Here is a 24,862-nt window from a genome sequence, read left to right on the forward strand (position 1 = left end):
GCTTATTTTTTGACTCGCAACTGGTCAACGGGCAACAACAGAACGTAAGATGGTTTCACTACATGCAACCGAAAGGTAAACTTGATGAATTATACCGCAACAAACGAGCCTGTTGTCGTCATCGATTTTGAAACCAGCGGCATGTCTCCAGCGCAGGGGGATCGCGCCATTGAAGTTGGCGCCGTGCTCATCCGCGACCAACAGATCACCGACCGTTTTCAAAGTCTGATCAACCCTGGCTTTCTGATCAGTAGGGAGATTGAAATGGTCACCGGCATCAACAACCGAATGCTGGGTGGCGCCCCTGTATCAGAAGAAGTGATTGGTGAACTGGCCAATTTTATCGGTCACTATCCGCTGGTGGCACATAACGCCTCTTTCGATCAAAAATTCCTCGAGGCAGAATTGGAACTGATCGGCAAGAAAAGACCCTTAAATTTCGGCTGCACCCTAAAGATAGCCCGCCGGATCTATCTCGACCTGCCGAACTACAAACTTGAAACCCTGATCAGGCTAAAGAATCTGGCAGGTAACGGACCATTCCATCGTGCCTTGGCAGACGCAGAGATGACCGCCTCCCTCTGGCTGCAGATTCTTAAAGATATCGGCCTGCAGTACGGTTTTTCAGAGCTCCCTTTTGCTATTTTACTCAAGCTGGCCAAGACCCCGTACTCGCAGGTAAGCGAATTTTTACTCAAAACGGCTGAAGAGTTCAGAACGTCACGTCCGGATACGACCAGATCTCTCTTCTAACGCAAGAAGTCGTTGGCAGCTGCCAACGGTTTTCATTTACTCCTCGAACCCGTTCGGGTTCTGCGATTGCCAGCGCCAGGCGTCGACACACATTTCTTCGACGCCGAACTCGGCCTTCCAACCGAGCAGGCGGTTGGCCAGTGACGGATCGGCGTAGCACTCGGCAATATCCCCCGCCCGGCGTGGTGCGATCTTGTACGGAACTTTGCGTCCGCTTGCTTTTTCGAAGGCTCGCACCATCTCCAGCACGCTTATACCTCTACCGGTGCCAAGGTTCACCGTCAGGTTCCGCTGTTCGCGAAGCAGATAATCGACCGCAGCCACATGCGCCCGCGCCAGATCGACAACATGGATATAATCGCGTACCCCTGTCCCGTCAGGGGTGGGGTAATCATCACCGAAGACCTGCAGTAGTTCGCGACGACCAACCGCCACCTGGCTGACGAACGGCATAAGGTTATTCGGAATATCGTTCGGGTCTTCGCCGATCAAACCACTAGAGTGGGCACCGACCGGGTTGAAGTAGCGCAGAATGGCAGCCTTGAAATCGGCATGGGATGCGCAAACATCGTTAATCAGCTGCTCCATCACAAGCTTGGTGCGACCGTAAGGGTTCGTCACCCGCAGCGCGGCATCCTCAGTGATCGGGCATTTGTCTGGATCGCCGTAGACCGTAGCGGAAGAGCTGAAGACTAGGTTGTTGCACCCAGCAGCTCGCATTGCCTGTAACAGCGTGATGGTGCCGGAGATGTTGTTATCGAAATATTCAAGCGGTATTTCGCACGACTCACCAACCGCTTTCAAGGCAGCGAAGTGGATCACAGCATCGATCTGATAATCGGCGAAAAGGTTGGCGAGGAATCCATTATCGCGGATGTCACCCCGCTCGCAGGAAATTTCCGTTCCGATGATGGTCGCCAGTCGCTCCAGCACCACCGGTGAACTATTGCAGAAGTTGTCGAAGATCACCACTCGATAGCCGGATGAAATCAACTCCACCGCCGTATGCGAACCGATATAACCGGCACCGCCGGTCAGAAGAACAGTTGCCAAAACATCCCCCTTGTTTATTCGCGGATCTAAATTTATCAACTTCAGAACAAAACAGATTTAATTCTAAAGATTTCGACCAATAGAATCCAACCTTTTAACAAAAAAGAGCCGATGTTTATACTCAACGGCTCTCTTCACTTCTGCTACAGTTTTATCGATTCACTCCCACTCGATGGTCGCGGGCGGCTTACTCGAGATATCGTAGGTAACCCGGTTTATCCCCTTGACCTCGTTGATGATTCGGTTACTAATCCGCGCCAGATCCTCGTACGGCATCGGGTACCAACCGGCAGTCATGAAATCCTTGGTCTCGACCGCGCGCAGGGCAACCACGTACTCGTAGGTGCGACCATCCCCCATCACGCCGACCGACTTGACCGGCAGGAACACGGCGAAGGCCTGACTGATCTTGTGGTAATGACCGCTCTCGTACAGCTCCTCGATGTAGATAGCGTCAGCGCGGCGGAGGATCTCGCAATACTCCTCTCTGACCTCGCCGAGGATACGCACCCCTAATCCCGGCCCCGGGAAGGGGTGCCGCCAGACCATCTGGTGCGGCAGGCCGAGTTCCTCGCCGATGGCACGGACCTCGTCCTTAAACAGCTCGCGCAGTGGTTCGAGCAACTGCAATTTCATGTAATCGGGGAGGCCACCGACATTGTGGTGACTCTTGATGTTGTGCGCCTTTCCGGTTTTAGCCCCGGCCGACTCGATGACATCGGGGTAGATAGTCCCCTGCGCCAGCCACTTGGCGTCCTTGAGCTTGTTCGATTCCTCTTCGAAGATATCGACGAACAGGTTGCCGATGATCTTGCGTTTTTTCTCAGGGTCGGTCTCGTCGGCCAGCGCTGCGTAGAATCGTTGCTGGGCGTTGACCCGGGTGACCTTGACCCCCATGTTGCTGGCAAAGGTCGCCATCACCTGATCGCCTTCATCCAGCCGCAGCAGGCCGTTATCGACAAACACGCAGTGCAGCTGGTTACCAATCGCCTTGTAGATCAGCGCCGCTGCTACCGATGAATCGACGCCACCGGAAAGACCGAGAATCACCTGATCGTCACCGACCAGTTCCTTGATCCGCGCCACTGCATCTTCGATAATTTTCCCCGGTGTCCAGCTGCCACTGCAACCGCAGATCTGGCGCACGAAGGTGTTGAGCAACTGTTCACCACGTGGGGTGTGGTTGACCTCGGGATGAAACTGCACACCGTAGAGGTTGCGTGCCACGTTCTGAATGCCACAGACCGGCGCATTGGCGGTTCTGGCGATCATCTCGAAGCCTGCCGGCATTTTCTCGACGTGGTCGCCGTGGCTCATCCAGACCGGGCTTTTGGCATCGACAAAGAAACCGTCGAACAGCGGTCCAGGAGTCCCTTCAGCGAGAAGCTCGGCATGACCGTACTCCCGCTTGCCGGCAGCAATTACCTCGCCACCAAAGTGGCGGCTCATCAGCTGCATGCCATAACAGATGCCGAGGACCGGAATCCCGAGCTCGAATAGCTCTTCCGCAATCGCCGGAGCCCCCTCTTCGTAGACCGACTTCGGCCCGCCGGAAAGAATAATCCCCTTGGCACCAAAGGTCTTGATCTCCGCCAGCGACATGTCGAAGGGGTGCAGTTCGCAGTAGACGTGCGACTCACGCACCCGCCGGGCGATCAGCTGCGTGTACTGGGAGCCGAAATCGAGGATCAGGATTTTTTCACTGTGAATATCGGTCATCAGTTTAAGACCCTCTTTCAATCCGATAGTTGGGCGCTTCCTGGGTGATGGTCACGTCATGGACATGAGATTCACGCAGGCCGGCGTTGGTGATGCGTACAAACTGGCCATTCTGCTGCAGTTCCTTAATTGTCCTGCAGCCGGTGTAGCCCATCCCGGAACGCAAACCACCCATCAGTTGATGAATGTTGTCGGAGAGCGGGCCACGAAACGGCACCCGGCCCTCGATCCCTTCCGGGACCAGTTTCGTATCGGTATCGACATCGCCTTGAAAGTAGCGGTCTTTGCTACCTTGTTTCATCGCACCGAGACTGCCCATGCCACGGTAGGATTTGTAGGTTCGCCCCTGATAGAGAATAGTTTCTCCCGGCGACTCTTCGGTACCGGCAAACAGCGAACCGATCATGATCACGTCTGCACCCGCAGCAATCGCTTTCGGCAGGTCACCGGAGAATTTGATGCCGCCATCTGCGATCAAGGGAACATTGGCGGCATGAGCGACCTTGGCGACCTGCTGGATCGCAGTGATCTGCGGCACACCGACTCCGGCAACTACCCGGGTGGTACAGATCGAACCTGGCCCAATCCCAACCTTAACAGCGTTGACGCCTTTGTCGATCAATGCCTTGGCGGCAGCACCGGTAGCGATATTTCCGGCCATCAGTTGCAGCTCGGGGTACTGGTCACGCACCCGCCCGATTGCATCGAGAACCCCCTGGCTGTGCCCGTGCGCGGTATCGACCACCAGCAGGTCGACACCTGCCTTGACCAATGCCTCGGTCCGATCTTCCAGATCGACGCCAACCCCCACAGCAGCGCCGACCCGCAAGCGACCCAGGGCATCTTTGCAGGCGTTCGGGTATTTACGGACCTTCTCGATATCTTTGATGGTGATCAGCCCTTTCAGGGCGAAATTATCATCCACCACCAGCAGCTTCTCGATGCGGTGCTCGTGTAGATGGAATTTGGCTTCCTCCAGGGTGGTGCCGGGAGGTACGGTGACCAGCTTGTCCTTGGTCATCACATTGGAAATCGGTTGATCAAGATTGGTTTCAAAACGCAGATCGCGGTTGGTCATGATGCCGACCAGTTTGCCGTTCTTTGTTACCGGCACACCGGAGATACGATATTTTTTCATCACCTCCAACGCTTCGAAGATTTTCTGGTCGGGATCCATAGTGATCGGATCAACGATCATGCCGCTCTCCGACTTCTTCACCTGATCGACCTCAAGTGCCTGCTCGGCCGGGGTCATATTCTTGTGGATGATCCCAAGTCCCCCTTCCCGTGCCATGCAGATGGCGCTGCGCGATTCGGTGACGGTATCCATCGCCGCCGACAGCAGCGGGATATTCAGCTTGATCGATGCGGTTAGCTGGGTGGTCAAATCGACTTCCTTTGGCAGCACCTGCGAATGGGCAGGGACCAACAGGACATCGTCAAATGTCAGGCCTACGGGAATCTCAGAATCTTGCATCGATCGCTCCTTTGCGTGGGGGGAAATTTTAACCGGCGAATCTAGCGGAAAACTTCTCATGAGTCAAGCATTTACGGCGCTTTTTCAAAAGAAAAAAACGCCGTAAAAATGGGACATCGTTTTATTCATATTGGTCTGGCGAAATCATTTTCCACTCAGCAAATAGGCCTCGATAAATCCTTCCAGATCGCCATCGAGAACCGCGTCGGTATTACCGACCTCATAGCTGGTGCGATGGTCTTTGACCATCCGGTAAGGGTGCAGCACATAAGAACGAATCTGGCTCCCCCAGCCGATCTCTTTTTTATCCTCAGAAAAGGCCGCGGCCTCCTCCTCTTTCTTGCGCATCTCCAACTCGTACAAACGCGCCTTAAGCTGCTTCATCGCCGTTGCCCGGTTCTTGTGTTGAGAGCGCTCGTTCTGACAGGCGACAACGATGCCGGTCGGAATGTGGGTGATGCGGATCGCCGAATCGGTCTTGTTGATGTGCTGCCCCCCGGCACCACTTGCACGGAAGGTATCGACCTTAATATCCTTCTCCTCAACTTCGACTTCAATCGATTCATCAAGCTCTGGGAAGACAAACACCGAGCAAAAGGAGGTGTGTCGGCGGGCATTCGAGTCGAACGGCGAGATGCGCACCAACCGGTGTACACCGATCTCCGCTTTCAGGTAACCATAGGCGTACCCGCCTTCGACGCTGAAAGTTGCGCTCTTTATGCCCGCTTCGTCTCCCGCCTGATATTCGGTCAGCTCCGTTTTGAAGCCCTTCTTCTCGCAGTAGCGCAGGTACATCCGCAGCAGCATCTCGGCCCAATCCTGAGCTTCGGTACCGCCACTGCCGGCATTGATACTCAAGGTGGCGTTGCTGGCGTCATGTTCGCCGGAAAGCATCCGCGCAAACTCCATCTTGTCTATCTGCTTGACCAGATCGGGAAGCAACTCATTCACTTCGGCGAGGGTTTCTACGTCCTCCCCTTCTTCTCCAAGTTCAATCAACACCTGCGCATCTTCCAGCTGCTGTTTAGCCGAGACGCAATCCTCGACAATCTTTTGCAGCATGGTCCGTTCTTTGAGCAACTCCTGCGCTTTATCCCCCTGATTCCAGAAATCGGGGTCGGCGATTCCCGCCTCTAATTCCTGAACCCGTTCCCGCTTGGCATCGACGTCAAAGATACCTCCAGAGTTCCTGGAGTTTTTCCTGCAATTCTTTAACGGTCTCTTTCGGTTCCCGGAACATATACTTGTCTCCTAAAAAATGATAATGAACTGAGCCGCGCAGTATAGCCTAAAAGGATGAAGAAATACAGCGCTAGAAAAACTCGGGGCGACCCGCTGGATCGCCCCGAAAATCGCTGAATTTAAATTTACTTTACCGGTCGCCGAATATGGATTTCTCTCGCCAAGGTATCGTCAACGGCAAACTGCGAATGGCCGACCTTGAAGATGTAGCTGGGAAAAGTCTGCACCAGGTTGAGCTCGCTGCCGGGCAGCACCCCCATGCTCATCAACTTCTGCATCTTTTTTTCGTCACTAGCCGCCAGGTAGGCGATTTCACCCGATTCGCCAGATTTCAGCTCGGTCAGCGGTACGATCCCCGGTGCCCCTTTCTGCCGCGCTTCTTCGCAGCAGGTGCCAGGCGGAATCGGTTTGCCGTGTGGGCAGGTGGTCGGGTGGTTGAGCAGGGTGCAGATCTTGGTATCGACGCCCTGATGCAGCAGGTGCTCGAAAGCGCAGGCCTGCTCGTTCCCTTCGTCTCCCTGAATATCGAGGATATCCATCATCAGCCGCTCGGCCAAACGATGGCGACGTACTGTCATCTGCGCTTCCGGGCGACCTTCCTTGCGTAAATGCAGACGCTCTCCACGAACTTCCACGAAGGCCTGCTCGATCAACTCGTTCAGCTCTTGGGCATCAGCACTGATTCCAAGTTCGCTGAGCAAACAACCGACTTCATCCCCCTCGACCGTAGCGATCCAAAGAGATTCAAGAATTTCTTCTGCTTTTGGCGATAAACGATCCATTGATCTCAATCCTTTTGTTCCTTCTTTTCCAATATTCTGCGCAACAGCTTTCCCGGTGCCGGGTTCGCATAGCCGCAATAGGGACAATGTATCTTGCGACAGCCCCCTCGGCAACTTCCGCACGAGTTTTTTTCCTCTCCCGGCCCGATTTCCGCCGGGATTTCTTTTCCACAAAAGCCGCAATTCATGCCAGCACCCCGGTAGTCAGAAGGATTTTATTCAACAGCCAACCGCAGGCGAAGGCGAGTACCGAAACAAATAAAAAAATCGATAGAGATACCTGGAAACCACGTTCTTTCTTCATCATCAGGAACTGGGCGATGCAGGGGACAAAGAGGGTCAAGGTAACCGCTGCGACTGTCAGTTGGGTCGGAGTCAGCAGACCGTTGGTCTGCAGATCGTAAAGACCGGCAGCGCCGAAATCGCGCCGGAAAAAGCCAAACACGAAGGCCGAGGTCGCTTCGTTTGGTAAGCCGATAGCGCGCACGATCGGTGCAAGTCCACCGATGATCCCTTCTAGCGCGCCGAGCATCTTCAGGCCCCAGAGGATAAAGGATGCGAACAGGAACAGCGGCAGGATCTCCATGAAATAAGACTGCATCCGGGTCAGGGTCTTGACCGCTACATTCCGGAACTGCGGCAGGCGCAACGGCGGCAATTCCATGTAGAAGACCGGATGTTCTCCCGGCATCACCTTCGAGGCGAGAAATCCGACCAGCAGGAAGATTAGCAACATGGAAATCATCCACACTGCTAAAGCGCCGGGAACCTCTGAGAGTAGGCCGAGGATCACGCCGAGTTGAGCGCTGCAGGGAATCGCAAGGGAGAGCAGGATGGTAGCGATGATCCGCTCCCGCACCGTTTCCAGGGTCCGGGTCACCATGGTCGCCATGGTGTCGCAGCCGAAACCGAGGACCATCGGGATCACGGCGCGGCCAGAAAGACCGATCTTCTTGAAAACCCGGTCGACCAGCAAAGCCAGCCGCGGGAAATAACCGGTATCCTCTAGCAACGAGAAAATCAGGAAGAAGGTGCCGACGATCGGGAGCACCAAGGCAACGGCATAACGGATGCCAAGGGTCCAGAGGCCATACTCCCCGGCCAGCAGCTCAAACAGCCACTCTGCGGAAACGTGGCTGCGAACAAAATCGACCACGGGAGGATTGATGTAATTTTCGAACAGACTTCCTTCCAGAAAATCGACTAGGGTACCGGCCCCAAAGCCACCGACAAACTGGTACAGACCAAAGTAGATCACCAGCAACAGGATGGGTGTACCACTCCAGGGGTTAATGGTCCACCGGGACAGTTTTTCCGCAAAAGGCTCATCTGCCTGCTCCGCCTGCGTAACAACGTCGGCGAGCATATTCTTGCAGATTTTCTTGCGCTCCATGCTGATCTGCAGATGCAAGTCGGCGCGCCGTTCAAAAATAATCCCGCGCACCACTTCCATCAACTCAGCCAGATTTTCTGCGGGTTCCCCACGTTCGACGAGTTGCTCAACATCAGTGTCTTTCTGCATCAGCAACAGTGACGTAGCCCGCTTGCTGAAGCGATACTCCCCTTTAAGCAGCGCCGCAGTAAGCGTAACATCCCGCTCCAGGTCTCTGCCGTAAGTAAATGGTTTGTGCGGCACCGATGCGTAGTCGGCGATCGCCTGCTGCAACTCAGCCAACCCCTGCTTGCGCCTCATCACCGTGCCAATGACCGGCACACCGAGATTCTGCTGCAGCTTTTGCAAATTGATCTGCATGCCGAGTCGCTTCGCCTCATCTAGGATATTGACGACAAGGATAATGGGCAAACCGGCTTCGATCAGCTGCAAGGTCATTGGCAACATCCGCTCAATATTGCGCGCATCGATCACATGCAGCACCGCGTGGGGCGTTTCTGCCAGCAAAATCTTCCGCGCGACACGTTCTTCCTCGGTAATAGGCATGATCGAATACATGCCGGGAGTGTCGAGAATTTCGTAGTTAACCCCGAAGATTTCACACTCGCCGCGGGAAACTTCGACCGAGGTTCCGGGATAGTTGGAAACTGTGGTATACGCACCGGTCAGGACATTAAAGAGGACACTTTTGCCGACGTTCGGGTTACCAACCAGAACGACTTTAGGTAGCGGATTTTGCTCTGCCATAAATCTTAAAACTTTCAGACATTACTGATGAAGGATAATATTTTATTGGTCCGCTGCTGCACATGCAGCGCAAAGGCCGTAAAGCTCAAGGCGATGATTTTCGATGGTAAACTGATGAGTTGCCGCAACTGATTCCTGTAGTTTTTCGATTTGCGGTTCTTCAAACTCGATAATCAGACCACAGCTGGTACAAACCAAATGGTCATGATGCTCTTCTCCATGCACCGGCTCGAAACGGGTCTGGCCATCTCCGAAATTCCGCTCTGCGGCTATACCGCATTCAGCAAACAGCTTGAGCGTCCGATGAACGGTCGCATAGCCTATCTTCGGGTATTCTTCGCGCAGTTTCAGATAAAGCTCTTCAGTGGAAAAATGAGATTCGGAGGCAAGAAACGTCTCCAGAATAATCATTCGCTGGTTGGTATTCTTCAGCCCTTTACGACTGACATATTCGTTGAATTGCTTTATCGGGTCCATCGGTTCAGCCCTCAACTAGAAAATGAAAACGATTTTCAGAAGCTAAAGAAACAGAGCAGAAAGGTCAAGAAAATTTTTCAAAAATAAAAAGACGCCCCGAACGGGACGCCCCAACAAACGACGAGAATAGTGAAATCAGGCAGGAGGGAAAAACCGGTACAGGTAACCAGCAAGCCGGCTGAACATGTCGAAGAACAGCAGCACACCAGCAACCATCAACAACAGGCCAGTCAGGATCTCGACAATACGGATATGCTTTTTGAAACGGTTGAAAAAACCAAGGAAGCTGTGAAAAAGAATCCCAGATATTAAAAAGGGCACCCCCAGCCCAACCGAATAGGCGGAAAGCAACAGCACACCACGCCCTGCTCCACCAGCACTGCTGGCGGCAATCGCCAGGATCGCACCGAGAATGGGGCCAATGCAGGGGGTCCAGCCAGCGGCAAAAGCGATCCCGACCAAGAACGTTCCGACGAAACCGGTAGGCTTGTTACGCAGTTGAATCCGTTTTTCGCCAAGCAGCACCCCGAAATGAAACAAGCCACTCAGATGAACACCGAACAGAAAGATGAGCACCCCGCCAACTTTCTGCACAATGCCCAAGCCTTCTCGCAGGTGGGCCTGAAATGTCGACGACGCAAGTCCCGCCAAGGCACCGAGCGCGATAAAAACAACTGAAAAACCGGCAATAAATACCAGGGAGTGCGTGATAACCGTCATCCGCACTTTGGTGCTGGCGTGGGTAACATTTAGTTCGCCAAAGGACAGGCCGGAAATATAGGTCAGGTACGACGGAATCAGCGGCAACACGCAAGGGGAAAAATAGGAAAGCAAACCTGCGGTAAAGGCGATCCAGACGGTGACATCGGTACTGGCTTCCATAGAGATAACTCCGGCGCTCAACCCTTGAGCAGAAAATTGATCAACTTAAACGCCGGGCCGCCCATCCAATCGATAGCACCGATAACCTTTTCGACAACCATGCCGTTGCGATCAATGATAAAGGTCTCCGGAAACTGGAACACCTTGTAGAGATTTTGCACTTTGGCTTCACCATCGAGGAGAATCCTGAATGTATAGGGGTTGCTCTGCAGAAACGTTTGCACCACCGGACCGCTATTCTCCTCGACATTCACCGCCAATATCACCAGACCATCATCCTTGAACTTGCGATGCAGCATCTCCATCGAGGGCATCTCTTCGCGACAGGGCGGGCACCATGTAGCCCAGAAATTAAGCAGAACCACCTTCCCTTTCATATCAGCCAGGGATACACTCTTCCCCTGCATGTCGGTCAGGGTAAAGTTTGGTGCAAGCTGCCCCTTGCCGGTGCCGACATTGCCCTGCCCTTGTGGTTGTTCGCTCTGCTCGCTACAGCCGACAAGCAACAGTAGACAGAAGAGCACTAGGCCTTTGATGATCATTGAACGCATAAAGAAGTATCCTTTTCGTTTATTATGGCAATTCGATCAGATAACCGCGATTATTGCGGGCCACCAGAAACGTTAACGGCAAGCGCCCGATCCGCTCCGTGATCACCGCTTCGTAATCGCTAAGAGTCTCAATTGCAATTCCATCCACCTTAGCAATTTGATCGCCAAGCTTCAAACCGATTTTATCCGCGGCAGACCCATCGACAACCCTGTCGATAAACAGACCGCGCTGCCCTTCCTTGAGGGAGAAACCGAAATTCTGCAGAGTATATGATAATTCATATCCTTTCGGCAAGGTTGTTAACAAAACACTCTTTTCCTGCATCTGCAAACCGCGCAGCAAAAAAACATTCAGCTTATCTCCCGGGGTGTAGGTCTGCAGCAGGGAATAATATTCCTCCAGCGATCTGACCTCCACCCCATCGATGGTCAGAATAACATCGGCAATCTGGAAACCGGCCTTTTCCGCCGGTGAATCGTCAAGCAGTTCCTCAATCAGAACTCCTCCTTCACCGTATGAGTGCGTAAAATTACTGCTGACTTCGGCTGGCACCACACCAAAATAGGCACGACGGACCCGCCCGTATTCGATCAAATCGTTCAAAACCCTTTTTGCCGTGTTGATCGGAATCGAAAAACCGATCCCCTGTGCCTGCCTGGCGATGGCGGTATTGATACCGATCAACTCACCGTTGATATTGATCAACGGTCCGCCAGAATTACCAGGATTGATCAAGGCATCGGTTTGGATGAACACCGAAGAAAAGTTTTTATCGAGTTGAACATGTCGTTTAGTCGAACTGATGATCCCGGTAGTAATCGAATGACCGAGGCCGAGCGGATTGCCGATGGCAATCACCGATTCACCCAGCAGGAGATCGTCTGACCTAGCCGGTTGCAGATAGGGGTAGTTTCCCTGCTGTTCTATTTTCAGCACCGCTAGATCGATCCGTTCATCCATCCCGATCAGTTTGGCTTCTAGCTCTTGGTTTTTTTCCGTCAGGGCAACAAAGATTTTCGAGGCTTTTTCCACCACATGAGCGTTGGTCAGAATATAGCCCTGCGCATCAATGATCACCCCGGAACCCAAGGATTGAGTTTTATAGCTGCGCGGTGAGAGCATGTCGTTGAAAAACTGTTCGAAAATCGAATCACCAAACCCGAAAAAGGGGCTGCTGCGCTGACGCACAATTTCTTCGGTACGGATGTTAACCACCGCGTCACGAGCCTTGGCAACCGCTTCTACCACCGGAGTACGTCGCTCTGCTGCCAACGCATTGGAAAACGGCAGTAACAGCAACAGACCGACAAACATCAAACGGATAAACATACGAAAAAAACTCCTACGAGGTTTGGATATGGTATTTTTCCAGTCGATAAAGCAGTGTGTGTCGCGGAATCCGCAAGAATGCGGCGGCCTTGCTCTTGTTGCCTTCGCAACGCCGCAATGCCTCTTCAACCGCCTCCTGCTCAAGCGCTTCCAGCGAATAACCTTCATCAGGCAGATTCAGCACCCCGCCACTGCGAACCGTTGGTCGGCCGATCCTCTCCGGCAGGTCGGACAACTGCAACAGGTCTCCTTGGCGCAGGATCAGCATCTGCTCCACAACATTTTCCAGTTCCCGCACATTACCGGGCCAACTGTAACTCTTCAGATAATCGAGGACCTCCTTGGAAAAACGGACTCCGACGCCAGCATTCTGCTTTTTCAGGAAAAAATCGAGCAACAGCGGAATATCATCTTTGCGTTCGCGCAACGGTGGTAATTCCAGGGGCACCACCGCCAGCCGATAATAGAGGTCTTCACGGAAGCTTCCATTCTCCATCGCTTCTTCGAGATCGCGATTGGTCGCTGCCACAACCCGGACATCGACCTGCTCCGTTGTCCCGCCGACCGGCTCAAAGGTCTGCTCCTGCAAAACACGTAGCAGCTTCGGTTGCAGATCGATCGGCAATTCGCCAATCTCGTCGAGAAACAAGGTGCCGCCATCGGCCAGTGAGAACTTTCCTTTACGGTCCCTGATCGCTCCGGTAAAGGAGCCTTTGATATGCCCGAACAGTTCGCTCTCGATCAAATCCTTGGGAATCGCCGCACAGTTGACCGCGACAAAAGGACCGTCACAACGTTCGGACCCCTGATGCAAGGCTTTCGCGATTACTTCCTTGCCGGTACCGCTCTCGCCACTGATCAGCACCGATGCCTGAGTTGCCGCCACCCGCTCGACCCGTTCCAGAAGCTGTTGCATGCTGCGCGACTGACCAATGATCTGCTTCCGATCAAAGTTTCCGGACAACACATCCCTGAGCTGAATGTTCTCCCGCCACAGCTTGCGATACTCGAAAGCCTTTGCAACGGCCAAGGTCAGCTGATCACGACTGAACGGTTTCGTCACATAATCGTAAGCGCCATCCTTGATCGCCCCAACCGCCTGCTCCACCGAACTGTATGCGGTAATAATAATGACCAGGGTCTGTGGTTCCAACTCCAGCACCTGCCTCAGAACCTGATACCCGTCCATCTCCGGCATCTGCACATCGGTGATCACCAAAGCGGGCCGATAACGTTTGAACAGAGCCAACCCTTCCGCGCCGTTGGCCGCCGCAAGAACATGATATCCCGCCTGCTGCAGGTTAAACTCGGTTACCCGCCGCAAAGAAGCATCATCATCAATCAGTAATATTTGTTCAGACATCTTTCTCCTCTATACCATCAGCATATCAAGCACGCTGCAATATCAAGGTAAACTCGGCGCCCCCATCCGGGTGATTGGCCACTCGGATCTGTCCGCAGTTATTCAACACAAGGCGGTGGGTAATTGCCAAACCGAGTCCAGTCCCGTCCTGCCTGGTGGTAAAAAATGGGTTGAAAATCTTGTCGAGGTCGGCATCGGGGATTCCCGGTCCGTTATCTCTGAACAGCAGGGTGATCTGGTCCTCGTTAACCTGGGCGAGAATCCAGACCTGACCACCGTCCGGCAACGCCTGCAAAGCATTCAGGATCAGGTTGAGAAAGACCTGTTTGAATTGAGCAGCATCACCTACCGCAGCTGGCAGTTCTTCTTCGCTCCAGACAACGGAAATCTGTTTTTGGTTTGCCTGCTGGCGGGTTAACTGCAACACCTCATTCAGCACCTGGGCCGGTTTGAATTCGTTTCTCTCACTCGCTTCCGGGCGGGCAAAATGCAGGAAATCTTCCAGTACCTTGTTAAGACGATCAACCTCATCGACCAAAATATTGGTGAACTCCGCATAACGATCTTCAGGAGGAAAAGCGTCACGAAGGATTTCGGCTGTACCCCGTATCGACCCGAGCGGGTTGCGGATTTCGTGCGCCATCCCGGCAGAGAGTTCACCAAGGGCGGTCAGCCGATCGGCGCGTCGCAGCTGGTCTTCAATCTCCAGAATCAGATCCGCCTGAGATTTCAACTTCGCGTAGCTGCTTGCTAAATGCTCCACTGCATCTTCCGCCCTTATGCGCTGGACATGCTCCCGCTCGGCCAGGAAACCCGTGAGACAGCCGATCGTGTTGTAAATAAGAATTTCCAGATATTGTTCGATGTGGATCGCCGGCAGATGTCCCCACTGAAACAACACATGCGGCGCATACAACACGGAAACTAGCAAGGCGACGATTGCTCCGCCACGCAGATAATACCAGATCCCACCAAGAACAATCGGCACATAATAGAGCCTCCGATAGATGCCGTGACTTTGCGAATGCTCGGTGTGCGTCAAATAATGTAGCGAGGTGACGCCAACAATCATCACGAACAATATCAATAGGCGGATATAATTACCCCTGCCAATCTTTATCACTTTTCCGTACTTTCGAAAACGATTACCAACATAAGTAGTAGAGAATAATATTCATTGTGCTGTTGAATATTCTACGCTGCAGAACAAGAACTGTCCATAGCAACAAACAACTATCTGATATTTATAGAAATTATAATTGGCACACTGCTTGAAAAAAGTATTTGTAGAGATTACAAAAAACTATTTCCTACAAGGAGAGGATCATGAAAAAACAAACTAAAGCAATCGCGATCGCAAGCGTTTTTGTAGTATCTGGACTATTGGCAAGCAGCTTGGTTGCTGCAAATCAATTTAACTCGAGCGACCGGGTAGGCATCAATCAGTACGGTGAGCTGGCCTCCAATGACAGTACACTCCCGGAAGACCGGGTAGGCATCAATCAGTACGGTGAACTGGCCTCCAATGACAGTACACTCCCGGAAGACCGGGTAGGCATCAACAAGTACGGTGAGCTGGCCTCCAACGACCGCACTTTCCCGGAAGACCGGGTAGGCATCAACAAGTACGGTGAGCTGGCCTAAACAATGTTCAGTTCAATTAGTAGATAACCCCCGGCCTTGCCGGGGGTTTTGTTTTAAGGGCCATAAATAACTTCAAATGGTCAAATATGAGAAGGCCTCCCTTAAACAATTTAACAGGCTGTTCAGCGTGGAAGGCTGCAACTATTTAGGGTGCTATTTAACCGCTAGGGACACCGGAAAAGCTGTGTAGTACTGGGTATTTTTTTACCAATAGAAGAATCTCTGAGTTAAAATGTCGGCACTGACAAGTGTCACAGCTAATCGCACATAATCCACAGATCAAGAGGCCTCGCAAGAGGCCCCTTTTTTACCCCTAGCGTAGACAGTGACCATAAACTAAGCTATCCTGCCTCCGTTCTGGAGGTTGCATGTCGCTACTGATCGATACCCTTACCATTGTCTTGCCGGTTTTTCTCGTCATCGCTCTGGGACAGCTGCTTACTCAGCTGCGTTTATTTGATGCCAGCTTCGTACAGCAAACCAACCGATTGGTTTATATCGTATTTCTCCCGCTCCTACTGTTTCACAAAATCGGCAAAGCTGACTTTGCCACCTTTTTCAACGGCCCGTTGGTTATTGCCTCCTCACTGGTTATCGTAACCGGGTTTTTATTGACCTACTTCTACACCGGGCTACGTAATTACCCTGCCCCGAAACGCGGCAGTTTTTGTCAAGGTTCTTTTCGGGGCAACCTTGCATATGTCGGGCTGGCGATCTGCCTGAATGCTTATGGTGATGAAGGTCTGACGCGGGGGGGCATTTTGATGGGCTTTCTGGTTCCGGTACTGAACCTGTTCGCCATTTTCGCGCTGCTGCTGCCCTACAGAAGCAATGCGGATGAAAAACAACCGAACTGGCTGGCTCAAGTGGCCTTCAACCCACTGATCATAGCCTCTTTCCTCGGCATTATCTGGAGTTACTGGCATCTGCCGTTGCCGGTCATTATCGACCGTGCCTTGAACATCACCACCGGGATAACCCTCCCGATGGCGTTGCTGGCAATCGGTGGCTCTTTTTCAATGGAACGAATTAAGGGTGACTTACGCATAGCGGGTTTGGCGACCATGATCAAATTGACATTTTTACCGATTTTTGCCGCTATCCTACTGTCCTTATTCAAGGTTCGAGGGATCGATTTCGGCATCGGCATTCTGATGGCTGGAACCCCGACGGCAACGGCAACCTACATTATGGCCCACCAGTTGAAAGGTGACGCGGAACTTGCCGGTTCAATTGTTATGCTATCAACGCTATGTTCAGCGATCAGTTACACAATTATTTTGTTCATTCTCAAAGGAGTGGGGCTGTAATCATCCCAGCTCATTTTCCTTATCGGAGTCGGTTTTGAAAGAAGATTATCAGCCATTTGCTCTTGGCTCCCGTTTCTGCATTCTCCCCCCCGACCTGACACCATCGCCGGGAGATCATCTTAACCTGATCATGGAACGCGGCGCCTTCGGTTCCGGCGAACATGAGACAACCAGTAGTTGCCTGGAGGCACTGGAACAAATGTCTTTTACTGGCAGGGAGAAAGTACTCGACCTAGGCAGCGGCACCGGGATTTTGTCAATCGCGGCGTTGCTTCTGGGTGCAGGAAAAGGCTGGTGTATAGATATCGAGGAAGCAGCGATTAAAAATTGTGCGCGAAACTGTACACTGAACGATGTCAGTGACCGGGTCGTACATATCTGTGGAACGCTGGATACGCTGAAAGAAGATGAATTCGACCTTATCCTGGCCAACATCTACGGAGATATACTGCTAAGCGTCGCCGCCGACCTCGTCGCAAAAGCGAAATCGGGAGCCGTACTGCTGCTGTCAGGGATCCTCTGGGAATATAACTTCGATGTCCGCCAAAAGTACGAGCGCCTTGGATGTGAAGTGATCAAAAACCGGATGTTGGAAGAATTCAGCACCGTCCTGCTTAAAAAAATCTGAGTTATGCCTACTGTGTCAACACAGTCGACTGTCAGATAATCGTCCGGTTCCGGCTCTCTGCTTTGGTCTGGCACAAGGCTTGGTCTGCGTAGCTGGCCAACTACTCCATCCGCTTAACATCCTACGGGAGGCTGCAATGCTAAACGAGATCATCACCGGCATAGTACATTGCCGGGCCGTAGTTGAAACTCACTGACCAACGTACGTAATCGTTCAGCCACTTTCCAAGCGCCTTGCAGGTAAGTATCTTCCGGTAAAATTGCAAATTCTTCGCCGCCAATTCTCGTCGCTAGGGCTTTACTCCGCACGACTCGTTCAAAAAGTTTGGCGACCTTCTGCGGAACTAGATCCCCGAAGGGGTGGCCAAAAGAATCGTTGATCTGCTTGAAGTGATCGATATCGCAAAGGATCAGAAACAGCGAACCAGAACGCCGCTTGCCCCAATCAGGCATCGCCTCGAAAACACATTGATGAGCCCGATGCCGATCAGTTCATCAATAGTCGCCATTCGGTTGAGTTTTTCATGTGATTCTGCCAGGTAAATTTTTATCACCACCTGCGTTGCCACCAATTACAGCATCTAGGACAGGGCAGAGTAAAAATGTCGGCACGCTTTGCCGCAACGGTCATCGCACCGATAATGGGACCATTTTCCTGCAGCAATGGTACGACCATCAACGAGCAATAATCGCCAAACAGGTGTACACGGCTGAAAACCGGAGATGTCCCTTTGTAGTCGGCGTTGTCGGGTAACCTACGTCGGCATTTGATCACCTGCCCCCCCCTGCTCTGCAGGAAAGGCTTGGCTGGACAATTTTTCAGCATTATCACCCTGAACATAACTGATTCGATGCTGATCTTTATCGATCAGGTTGATGGCAATAAAATCTGCTGGGACAATAGTGTTGATGCTCGAACTTCAATTCGCCGAAGATATCGCCTTCGGACTCATTCATCTACGTTAAAAGCCGAGATGTTCTGTTTTCAACCGTGTAAAAAAAGGGCGGATCCGAAGATCCGCCCTTCTATTTTGCATTTTACTTCGATTAAGCGAGCGACTTGAGGTACTCGCGGTTAAGCTTGGCAATAAACTTAACGCTAATTCCCTTCGGGCAGGCTTCCTGGCACTCGTAATGGTTGGTGCAGTTACCGAACCCTTCGGTGAGAAGTGTGTCGGTCATTTCCTTGACACGAGCCTTGGCCTCACCTTTCCCTTGCGGCAGAACTGCCAGCTGGGACACCTTGGCGCTGGTATAAAGCATTGCCGAGCTGTTCGGGCAGGATGCAACACAAGCCCCGCAACCGATACACTCGGCGGCATCCATAGCGTAGTCCGCCGTCGGCTTTGGAATCAGGAGGGCGTTACCGTCAGCGACACCTCCAGTGTGACAAGAGGTGTAACCACCGGCCTGCATAATCTTCTCCAGCGCGCTCCGATCAACGATCAGATCCTTCTGGACCGGGAACGCCTTGGCGCGCCACGGCTCAATGAAGATTTCGTCTCCATCTTTGAATTCACGCATATGCAGCTGGCAGACAGTGGTCCGCTCCTGACCGCCGTGCGGCTTGCCATTGATCACTTGGGAACACATGCCGCAGATACCTTCGCGGCAGTCGTGATCGAAAGCGATCGGGTCTTTACCGGTCTTAATCAGGTCCTCGTTGACATCGTCGAGCATTTCCAAGAAGGACTGATCCTCGCTGATGTTCTTGGCCTGATAGGTTTCAAGCTTTCCTTTATCCTCTGGCCCCTTCTGGCGCCATACATGCAATGTCAGGTTCATTATTTGTAACTCCTCACGGCAAGTTTGACGTTTTCGAACTTCAGGGGCTCTTTGTGCAGTTCAGGCTCAACACCTACACCCTTGAATTCCCAGGCACCGACGTAGCAGAAGTTCTCGTCGTCACGCATCGCTTCACCGTCGTCAGTCTGATGCTCTGTGCGGAAGTGGCCACCACAGGACTCCTCCCGATGCAGAGCATCCTTGGCAAAGATCTCGGCAAACTCAAGAAAGTCGGCCAAGCGGCCGGCATTTTCGAGCTGCTGGTTAATTTCGCCAGGCTCACCGGTAACGTTGACGTTGTTCCAGAATTCATCACGGATTTCCGGAATTCGCTTGAGAGCATTCTTGAGGCTGGCGTCACTACGAGCCATACCAACATCTTCCCACATGACCGTACCGAGTTCACGGTGCAACTCGCTGACGGTCTTCTTGCCATTAATATTGAGCATCTTGTTGATCTGGGCTTCTACTTGCTCAACTGACTCTTTGAAAGCTGGATGGTCTTCCTTAACGGTGCCCGGAGTGATGCTTGCCAGGTACGGAGCGATGGTGTAAGGAATGACAAAGTAACCATCAGCCAGACCTTGCATCAGGGCCGAAGCACCGAGACGGTTGGCACCGTGAACCGAGAAATTCGCCTCACCGAGGACGAACAAACCCGGGATGTTGCTCTGGCACTGGTAGTCAACCCAGAGACCGCCCATGGAGTAGTGCGGTGCCGGATAGATCCGCATCGGCCTCTTATAGGCGTTCTCAGCAGTGATCTTCTCGTACATTTCGAACAGGTTGCCGTAACGCTCAGCAATGGTTGCCTCGCCGACGCGGTCGATCGCGGTCTGGTAGTCGAGGTAAACCCCGCGCTTACCGGGGCCGACGCCACGATTATCGTCACACTGCTCTTTCGCAGCACGGGAAGCGATATCCCGCGGAGCCAAGTTACCGAAGGAGGGATACTTCCGCTCCAGATAGTAGTCACGATCTTCTTCGGGAACATCTCCCGGAGCCTTGTCGCAATCGGCCTCATTCTTCGGAACCCAGCACCGACCGTCGTTCCGCAGCGACTCGGACATCAGAGTCAGTTTCGACTGCTTGTCACCATGCTGCGGGATACAGGTCGGATGGATCTGGGTGTAGCAGGGGTTTGCAAAGTAGGCACCCTTCTTGGCGGCCTTCCATGCTGCGGTTACGCTACAACCCATGGCGTTGGTCGAAAGGTAGAAGACGTTGACATAACCACCGGTTGCCAGCACAACAGCATCGCCCCAGTGGGACTCGATCTTGCCGGTGATCAGGTTACGCACGGTGATACCCTTAGCAACACCGTCAACCACGACCAAGTCGAGCATCTCGGTACGCGGATGCATCTTGACGGTACCAGCTTTCACTTGGCGGGACAGTGCCGAGTAGGCTCCGAGCAGCAGCTGCTGACCGGTTTGGCCACGGGCGTAGAAAGTACGGGAGACCTGTGCACCACCGAAGGAACGATTGTCGAGGTAACCGGCGTAGTCACGGGCGAATGGTACGCCTTGGGCAACGCACTGGTCGATGATGTTGTTCGACACCTGAGCAAGACGCCAAACGTCAGCTTCACGAGCGCGGAAGTCACCACCTTTGATGGTGTCGTAGAACAGGCGGTAGATAGAGTCACCATCGTTCGGATAGTTCTTGGCTGCGTTGATACCACCCTGAGCAGCGATCGAGTGAGCACGACGAGCACTGTCCTGGTAGCAGAAAGCTTCGACATTGTAGCCGAGTTCACCAAGGGAAGCTGCGCCGGCGCCACCGGCGAGACCGGTACCAACCATCAGAATTTTGAATTTACGCTTATTGGCAGGATTGACCAGCTTCATGTCGAAGCGAGCCTTATCCCAAGATTTTTCAATAGGACCTGTGGGTGTTTTTCCGTCGAGAATCACAATAAACCCCCTAAACCTTTACGATATGGAAGAGGAAAGCCAGCGGAATGGCGACATACAGAACGCCATATGCGACAGCAGCCAATTTGCCAACAGCAGTAACCTTGTCCTGGCTTGTACCGTTGTTCCAACCAAGAGTCTGAACAAAGCTCTGGATTCCGTGAGTCACATGGAAAGCCACCGCAATCATGGCAATCACATAGACAATGGAAACAAAGGCGCTGGTGAAGCTGTTCCCAACCATTGCGAAAACATTCAGACGACCATTGACCAGGGGTTCAAGCGTTGCAACTGCACCGGTGTGCACAACGTGCAGAGTGAAGTGCAACAAGTGATAGAGCAGGAACACCAGAATAATCAGACCCGTGTAGATCATCGACTTGGCGGCAAAGGTGGTCTTTTGCGAAACCTGAATCGCATACTGCTCTGGAGTTGCAGCGCTGTTCTCCACAGTCAGTTTGATACCGAAAGTAATGTGAATAGCGAACAGGGCCAGCATGACCAGACGGAAAATCCAGACGATCGGACCCAAGCTATGCAGCTTTTCGGCGTAAATGTTGATTGCTTCGGAGCCGGCAAATACCGACAGGTTCCCGAGCAAGTGGACAGTGATGAAGCCGACCAGCAACAGGCCAGTGACTGCCATCAATACCTTTCTTCCCACAGTGCTTGTAAACAAATGCATAGTGTCATATCCCTCGAGAATGAGATTTGATTGTTGGCCAGGACTCCCTGGAACAATCACCAGAACTTTCCGGGTGGCTCACAACCCGGCACGTCACTTCATAAAAACTGAGCCTACTCTCCTTTCCTTGGCGGAACCCGCCGTCTTTCCAGCCTCCTTTTCTTTGTAAATAAGTTTGAAATGAATTTTTGTCGGCTTAGCGCCGTTAGCCCATCGTAAAAAACAGAAAACCCATGTCGTTTTCTGTTATATCAAATCGTATACTGTATACTAAACATCGTTATAAATTTAAACAAAAAAAGGCCAACCTGTAGGAATTCTAATCAAGTTGGCCCGATTTACCGAAAAGCAGCAACATCTTGAGCTTATATACAAAAACGACCGGAAAGGTCATTCCCTTCCGGTCGTTTTTTTGATTATTTCAAAGCCAGGATCTTCTCCAAACTCTGTTGCAGAATTTGGCTTTTTTCTTCCGCCGAGGTCAGCTTGGTGCGATCTTTCTCAAGCACCTGTGGCGGTGCATTGGCGACAAACTTTTCATTGGACAATTTCTTAGTGAAAAAATCGACATCCTTCTGCGCCTTTGCAATCTCCTTGTTCAGGCGCGCTTCTTCCTCCTCAACGTTGATCAACCCGGCAAGAGGAATTAATACTTCGACATCACCCGCAACCTGGGTTGAAGCCTGCTTCGGATGCTCTAGACCGACAGCGAACCGCAACTCGTCGACCCGAGCCAGCGACTTGACATAAGCCTGCCCGGCATCGATCGCAACAGCTGACTCCTCGGACTTACAATCGAGCGCAACTGCAATCCGCTTACCCGGTGGGACATCCAACTCACCACGGATATTCCGGATGGCCCGGATGACCTCCATCAACAGCTTCATCCGCTCAACTTCGGTCGCATCAACCTTACAGAAAGCGCCAATCGGATAGTTTGCCTGCATAATTGACAGCGTCGGTCTTTTACCCGGCAACGCCTGCCAGATTTCTTCAGTCACAAAAGGCAACAACGGGTGCAATAACCGCAGCAACCCTTCGAGCACAGTAAAAAGCACCTTCTGGGCGCGCATTTTGGCCTGCGGTTCGTCTCCATAAAGGTCCTCTTTGCTCAGCTCGACATACCAGTCACAGAATTCATGCCAAGTAAAGGAGTAAAGTACCCCGGCGACATCGTTGAACTTGTAACCGTCCAAAGCCTTGTTCGCTTCTTCTGCAGTTTTCGCGAAACAATCGAGAATCCACTGATCGGCCTGAGATAGCTCGAAATCTTCCAAACTTGCCGATTCCGGGTCAAAACCCTCCAGATTCATCAGTGCGAAACGGCTGGCATTCCATAATTTATTGACGAAGTTGCGGTAGCCGCCAATCCGCTCGGTAGACAGCTTGATGTCACGCCCCATGGCGGCAAAAGCGCAAAGAGTGAACCGGAAAGCATCGGCACCGTACTCCTCGACGATGGTCAACGGATCGATCACGTTGCCCTTCGATTTACTCATCTTCTGCCCTTGGGCATCGCGCACCAGGGCGTGGATGTAGACCTCTTTAAAAGGCACCTGCTCCATGAACTTGAGGCCCATCATCATCATGCGAGCAACCCAGAAAAACAGAATATCAAAACCGGTCACCAGACAGCTGGTCGGATAGAATTTCTGCAAGGTTTCTGCATTTTCCGGCCAGCCCATGGTCGAGAACGGCCACAGCGCAGAAGAGAACCAAGTATCGAGAACATCTGTCTCTTGTCGGATATTGGGACTACCGCAGTGCTTGCAAGCGGTCGCGTCTTCTATGGAGACGGTGATCTGTTCGCATTCGTCGCAATACCAGGCGGGAATCCGGTGCCCCCACCATATCTGGCGACTGATACACCAATCCTGAATATTGTACATCCACTCGTAGTAGGTCTTTTCCCACTGGGCCGGAACGATTTTGGTATCGCCCCCTTTAACCGCCTTGATCGCCTCTTTAGCGAGCGAACCGACAGCAACATACCACTGCTTGCTCATGTACGGCTCGATGATCGTCTTGCAGCGGTAGCATTCGCCTACCGCGTTGGCGTAATCATCAATCTTTTCCAGCAGGCCCTGTGCTTCCAGATCAGCAACGACTTTCTTGCGTGCCTCGTAGCGCTCCTGACCCGCGTAGGGGCCACCGTTTTCGTTGATAACACCGGACTCGTCAAGAACGTTGATGAATTCAAGATCATGTCGCTTGCCTATCTCGAAGTCGTTGAAATCGTGTGCCGGGGTGATCTTCACCGCACCGGAGCCAAATTCCTTATCGACATAATCATCGGCAATGATCGGAATTTCACGGTTGACGAGCGGCAACATCACCTTCCCGCCAATTAACCCCAAATATCTCTCGTCCTCCGGATTGACCGCCACAGCAGTATCGCCAAGCATGGTTTCCGGGCGGGTAGTGGCAACGACCAGATATTGATCAGAACCTTTCACCGGATATTTCAGATGCCAAAGACTTCCCTTTTTATCATCATGCTCCACTTCCAAATCGGACAGGGCCGTATGACAGCGGGGGCACCAGTTGATCAGTCGATTGTCACGATAGATCAGTCCATCATCATAAAGACGGACGAAAACCTCCCGCACCGCTTTGGACAGCCCCTCATCCATGGTAAAGCGCTCACGCTGCCAGTCGCAGGAGGCGCCAAGTCTTTTGAGCTGGTTGATGATCTGTCCACCCGACTCTTCACGCCACTTCCAGACCCGCTCGACAAATTCTTCGCGGCCGAGTTCATGACGATCTTTCCCCTCCGTAGCGAGTTGTTTTTCAACCACGTTCTGGGTGGCAATGCCAGCATGATCGGTTCCCGGCATCCAGAGCACCTCATGCCCGGTCATACGCTTCCAACGGCAGAGGATATCCTGTAAAGTATTATTCAGCGCATGCCCCATGTGCAGGACACCGGTCACATTCGGCGGCGGAATAACAATGGAATAATGGGGCTTTTGCGACTTTTCATCGGCATGGAAATCACCACGCTGTTCCCAGACATCAAACCATTTCTGCTCAACCTGAGCCGGCTCGTAACCTTTGGGCAGTTCTGTTTTCATCTTTAACGCGTCCTTGTATTGAAACTGTGAGTTCTGCAGCATATCGGGGGGA

At 52.4% G+C, this 24,862-nt stretch carries 22 protein-coding genes; 4 read left to right on the top strand and 18 right to left on the bottom strand.

Going from position 1 to position 24,862, the window contains the following annotated elements; genetic code table 11:
- The first annotated feature begins 84 nt into the window (after positions 1-84).
- Positions 85-753, top strand: coding sequence for a PolC-type DNA polymerase III (locus Q7J88_RS02345; RefSeq protein WP_303720546.1), 669 nt, complete (start codon positions 85-87; stop codon positions 751-753).
- 36 nt (positions 754-789) lie between these two features.
- Here Q7J88_RS02345 and galE read toward each other — a convergent pair whose 3' ends face one another.
- From galE to Q7J88_RS02405, 12 genes are all read right to left on the bottom strand, one after another.
- Positions 790-1,806 (bottom strand): UDP-glucose 4-epimerase GalE, encoded by a 1,017-nt coding sequence (galE, locus tag Q7J88_RS02350; protein ID WP_303720547.1) that lies wholly within the window; start codon positions 1,804-1,806, stop codon positions 790-792.
- A 159-nt stretch (positions 1,807-1,965) separates the two neighbouring features.
- Positions 1,966-3,528 (bottom strand): glutamine-hydrolyzing GMP synthase, encoded by a 1,563-nt coding sequence (guaA, locus tag Q7J88_RS02355; protein WP_369681954.1) that lies wholly within the window; start codon positions 3,526-3,528, stop codon positions 1,966-1,968.
- 1 nt (position 3,529) lies between these two features.
- Positions 3,530-5,002 carry an IMP dehydrogenase gene (guaB, locus tag Q7J88_RS02360; protein ID WP_303720549.1) on the bottom strand — a complete coding sequence of 491 codons (1,473 nt, stop codon included), beginning with the start codon at positions 5,000-5,002 and terminating at the stop codon, positions 3,530-3,532.
- 144 nt (positions 5,003-5,146) lie between these two features.
- Positions 5,147-6,242 (bottom strand): peptide chain release factor 2 gene (prfB, locus tag Q7J88_RS02365; RefSeq protein WP_303720550.1). Its coding sequence is split into 2 segments (ribosomal slippage): positions 5,147-6,172 and positions 6,174-6,242, totalling 1,095 coding nucleotides; the frame shifts between segments, so codons are not numbered across the junction.
- Between the two features lie 127 nt (positions 6,243-6,369).
- Positions 6,370-7,026, bottom strand: a complete 657-nt coding sequence (locus tag Q7J88_RS02370; RefSeq protein WP_303720551.1) for a metal-dependent transcriptional regulator — start codon at positions 7,024-7,026, stop codon at positions 6,370-6,372.
- A gap of 184 nt (positions 7,027-7,210) precedes the next feature.
- Positions 7,211-9,166: a ferrous iron transport protein B gene (gene feoB, locus Q7J88_RS02375; protein WP_303720552.1), complete on the bottom strand. Its 1,956-nt coding sequence runs from the start codon at positions 9,164-9,166 to the stop codon at positions 7,211-7,213.
- A 42-nt stretch (positions 9,167-9,208) separates the two neighbouring features.
- Positions 9,209-9,643 carry a Fur family transcriptional regulator gene (locus Q7J88_RS02380; protein WP_303720553.1) on the bottom strand — a complete coding sequence of 145 codons (435 nt, stop codon included), beginning with the start codon at positions 9,641-9,643 and terminating at the stop codon, positions 9,209-9,211.
- A gap of 135 nt (positions 9,644-9,778) precedes the next feature.
- Complete coding sequence (locus tag Q7J88_RS02385; RefSeq protein WP_303720554.1) at positions 9,779-10,525, bottom strand: cytochrome c biogenesis CcdA family protein; 747 nt, start codon at positions 10,523-10,525, stop codon at positions 9,779-9,781.
- A 17-nt stretch (positions 10,526-10,542) separates the two neighbouring features.
- On the bottom strand, positions 10,543-11,076 hold the full coding sequence (locus Q7J88_RS02390; protein ID WP_303720555.1) for a TlpA disulfide reductase family protein: 534 nt from the start codon (positions 11,074-11,076) through the stop codon (positions 10,543-10,545).
- Positions 11,077-11,098: 22 nt separating this feature from the next.
- Entirely contained in the window at positions 11,099-12,406 is a 1,308-nt protein-coding gene (locus Q7J88_RS02395; RefSeq protein ID WP_303720556.1) for a trypsin-like peptidase domain-containing protein, read from the bottom strand.
- Positions 12,407-12,419: 13 nt separating this feature from the next.
- Positions 12,420-13,769: a sigma-54 dependent transcriptional regulator gene (locus tag Q7J88_RS02400; protein ID WP_303720557.1), complete on the bottom strand. Its 1,350-nt coding sequence runs from the start codon at positions 13,767-13,769 to the stop codon at positions 12,420-12,422.
- Between the two features lie 25 nt (positions 13,770-13,794).
- A complete protein-coding gene (locus tag Q7J88_RS02405; protein WP_303720573.1) occupies positions 13,795-14,841 on the bottom strand; it encodes a PAS domain-containing sensor histidine kinase in 1,047 nt (348 codons plus the stop codon).
- A gap of 254 nt (positions 14,842-15,095) precedes the next feature.
- On the opposite strand from Q7J88_RS02405, the gene Q7J88_RS02410 reads away from it, so the two are divergent.
- The 3 genes from Q7J88_RS02410 to Q7J88_RS02420 all read left to right on the top strand — a co-directional run bounded on the left by Q7J88_RS02410 (position 15,096) and on the right by Q7J88_RS02420 (position 17,351).
- The gene (locus tag Q7J88_RS02410) at positions 15,096-15,413 is read left to right on the top strand and encodes a hypothetical protein (protein WP_303720558.1); all 318 of its coding nucleotides are present in this window, start codon (positions 15,096-15,098) and stop codon (positions 15,411-15,413) included.
- A 368-nt stretch (positions 15,414-15,781) separates the two neighbouring features.
- Positions 15,782-16,723, top strand: coding sequence for an AEC family transporter (locus Q7J88_RS02415; RefSeq protein ID WP_303720559.1), 942 nt, complete (start codon positions 15,782-15,784; stop codon positions 16,721-16,723).
- 34 nt (positions 16,724-16,757) lie between these two features.
- The gene (locus Q7J88_RS02420; protein ID WP_303720560.1) at positions 16,758-17,351 is read left to right on the top strand and encodes a 50S ribosomal protein L11 methyltransferase; all 594 of its coding nucleotides are present in this window, start codon (positions 16,758-16,760) and stop codon (positions 17,349-17,351) included.
- A 152-nt stretch (positions 17,352-17,503) separates the two neighbouring features.
- On the opposite strand, the gene Q7J88_RS02425 is transcribed toward Q7J88_RS02420, so the two are convergent.
- The 6 genes from Q7J88_RS02425 to Q7J88_RS02450 form a co-directional block, all read right to left on the bottom strand.
- A complete protein-coding gene (locus Q7J88_RS02425; RefSeq protein ID WP_303720561.1) occupies positions 17,504-17,803 on the bottom strand; it encodes a GGDEF domain-containing protein in 300 nt (99 codons plus the stop codon).
- 97 nt (positions 17,804-17,900) lie between these two features.
- Positions 17,901-18,125 (bottom strand): hypothetical protein, encoded by a 225-nt coding sequence (locus Q7J88_RS02430; RefSeq protein WP_303720562.1) that lies wholly within the window; start codon positions 18,123-18,125, stop codon positions 17,901-17,903.
- A 272-nt stretch (positions 18,126-18,397) separates the two neighbouring features.
- Positions 18,398-19,135 (bottom strand): succinate dehydrogenase/fumarate reductase iron-sulfur subunit, encoded by a 738-nt coding sequence (locus Q7J88_RS02435; protein ID WP_303720563.1) that lies wholly within the window; start codon positions 19,133-19,135, stop codon positions 18,398-18,400.
- Entirely contained in the window at positions 19,135-21,051 is a 1,917-nt protein-coding gene (locus Q7J88_RS02440) for a fumarate reductase/succinate dehydrogenase flavoprotein subunit (RefSeq protein WP_303720564.1), read from the bottom strand. Before Q7J88_RS02440 ends, Q7J88_RS02435 begins: the two co-directional genes overlap by 1 nt.
- Before the next feature lie 10 nt (positions 21,052-21,061).
- Entirely contained in the window at positions 21,062-21,736 is a 675-nt protein-coding gene (locus Q7J88_RS02445) for a succinate dehydrogenase cytochrome b subunit (RefSeq protein WP_303720565.1), read from the bottom strand.
- A gap of 416 nt (positions 21,737-22,152) precedes the next feature.
- On the bottom strand, positions 22,153-24,810 hold the full coding sequence (locus tag Q7J88_RS02450; RefSeq protein ID WP_303720566.1) for a valine--tRNA ligase: 2,658 nt from the start codon (positions 24,808-24,810) through the stop codon (positions 22,153-22,155).
- Positions 24,811-24,862 lie beyond the last annotated feature (52 nt).

The organism is Malonomonas rubra, assembly GCF_003247215.1.
GTDB lineage: Bacteria > Desulfobacterota > Desulfuromonadia > Desulfuromonadales > Geopsychrobacteraceae > Malonomonas > Malonomonas rubra_A.

Excerpts from the sequence above, each read along its gene's own strand:
- Q7J88_RS02345 (WP_303720546.1), top strand. The coding sequence starts at position 85 with ATGAATTATACCGCAACAAACGAGCCTGTTGTCGTCATCGATTTTGAA.
- guaB (WP_303720549.1), bottom strand. The coding sequence starts at position 5,002 with ATGCAAGATTCTGAGATTCCCGTAGGCCTGACATTTGACGATGTCCTG.
- Q7J88_RS02370 (WP_303720551.1), bottom strand. The coding sequence starts at position 7,026 with ATGGATCGTTTATCGCCAAAAGCAGAAGAAATTCTTGAATCTCTTTGG.
- feoB (WP_303720552.1), bottom strand. The coding sequence starts at position 9,166 with ATGGCAGAGCAAAATCCGCTACCTAAAGTCGTTCTGGTTGGTAACCCG.
- Q7J88_RS02380 (WP_303720553.1), bottom strand. The coding sequence starts at position 9,643 with ATGGACCCGATAAAGCAATTCAACGAATATGTCAGTCGTAAAGGGCTG.
- Q7J88_RS02385 (WP_303720554.1), bottom strand. The coding sequence starts at position 10,525 with ATGGAAGCCAGTACCGATGTCACCGTCTGGATCGCCTTTACCGCAGGT.
- Q7J88_RS02390 (WP_303720555.1), bottom strand. The coding sequence starts at position 11,076 with ATGCGTTCAATGATCATCAAAGGCCTAGTGCTCTTCTGTCTACTGTTG.
- Q7J88_RS02395 (WP_303720556.1), bottom strand. The coding sequence starts at position 12,406 with ATGTTTATCCGTTTGATGTTTGTCGGTCTGTTGCTGTTACTGCCGTTT.
- Q7J88_RS02400 (WP_303720557.1), bottom strand. The coding sequence starts at position 13,769 with ATGTCTGAACAAATATTACTGATTGATGATGATGCTTCTTTGCGGCGG.
- Q7J88_RS02405 (WP_303720573.1), bottom strand. The coding sequence starts at position 14,841 with ATGATTGTTGGCGTCACCTCGCTACATTATTTGACGCACACCGAGCAT.
- Q7J88_RS02410 (WP_303720558.1), top strand. The coding sequence starts at position 15,096 with ATGAAAAAACAAACTAAAGCAATCGCGATCGCAAGCGTTTTTGTAGTA.
- Q7J88_RS02415 (WP_303720559.1), top strand. The coding sequence starts at position 15,782 with ATGTCGCTACTGATCGATACCCTTACCATTGTCTTGCCGGTTTTTCTC.
- Q7J88_RS02425 (WP_303720561.1), bottom strand. The coding sequence starts at position 17,803 with ATGCCTGATTGGGGCAAGCGGCGTTCTGGTTCGCTGTTTCTGATCCTT.
- Q7J88_RS02435 (WP_303720563.1), bottom strand. The coding sequence starts at position 19,135 with ATGAACCTGACATTGCATGTATGGCGCCAGAAGGGGCCAGAGGATAAA.
- Q7J88_RS02445 (WP_303720565.1), bottom strand. The coding sequence starts at position 21,736 with ATGCATTTGTTTACAAGCACTGTGGGAAGAAAGGTATTGATGGCAGTC.
- Q7J88_RS02450 (WP_303720566.1), bottom strand. The coding sequence starts at position 24,810 with ATGAAAACAGAACTGCCCAAAGGTTACGAGCCGGCTCAGGTTGAGCAG.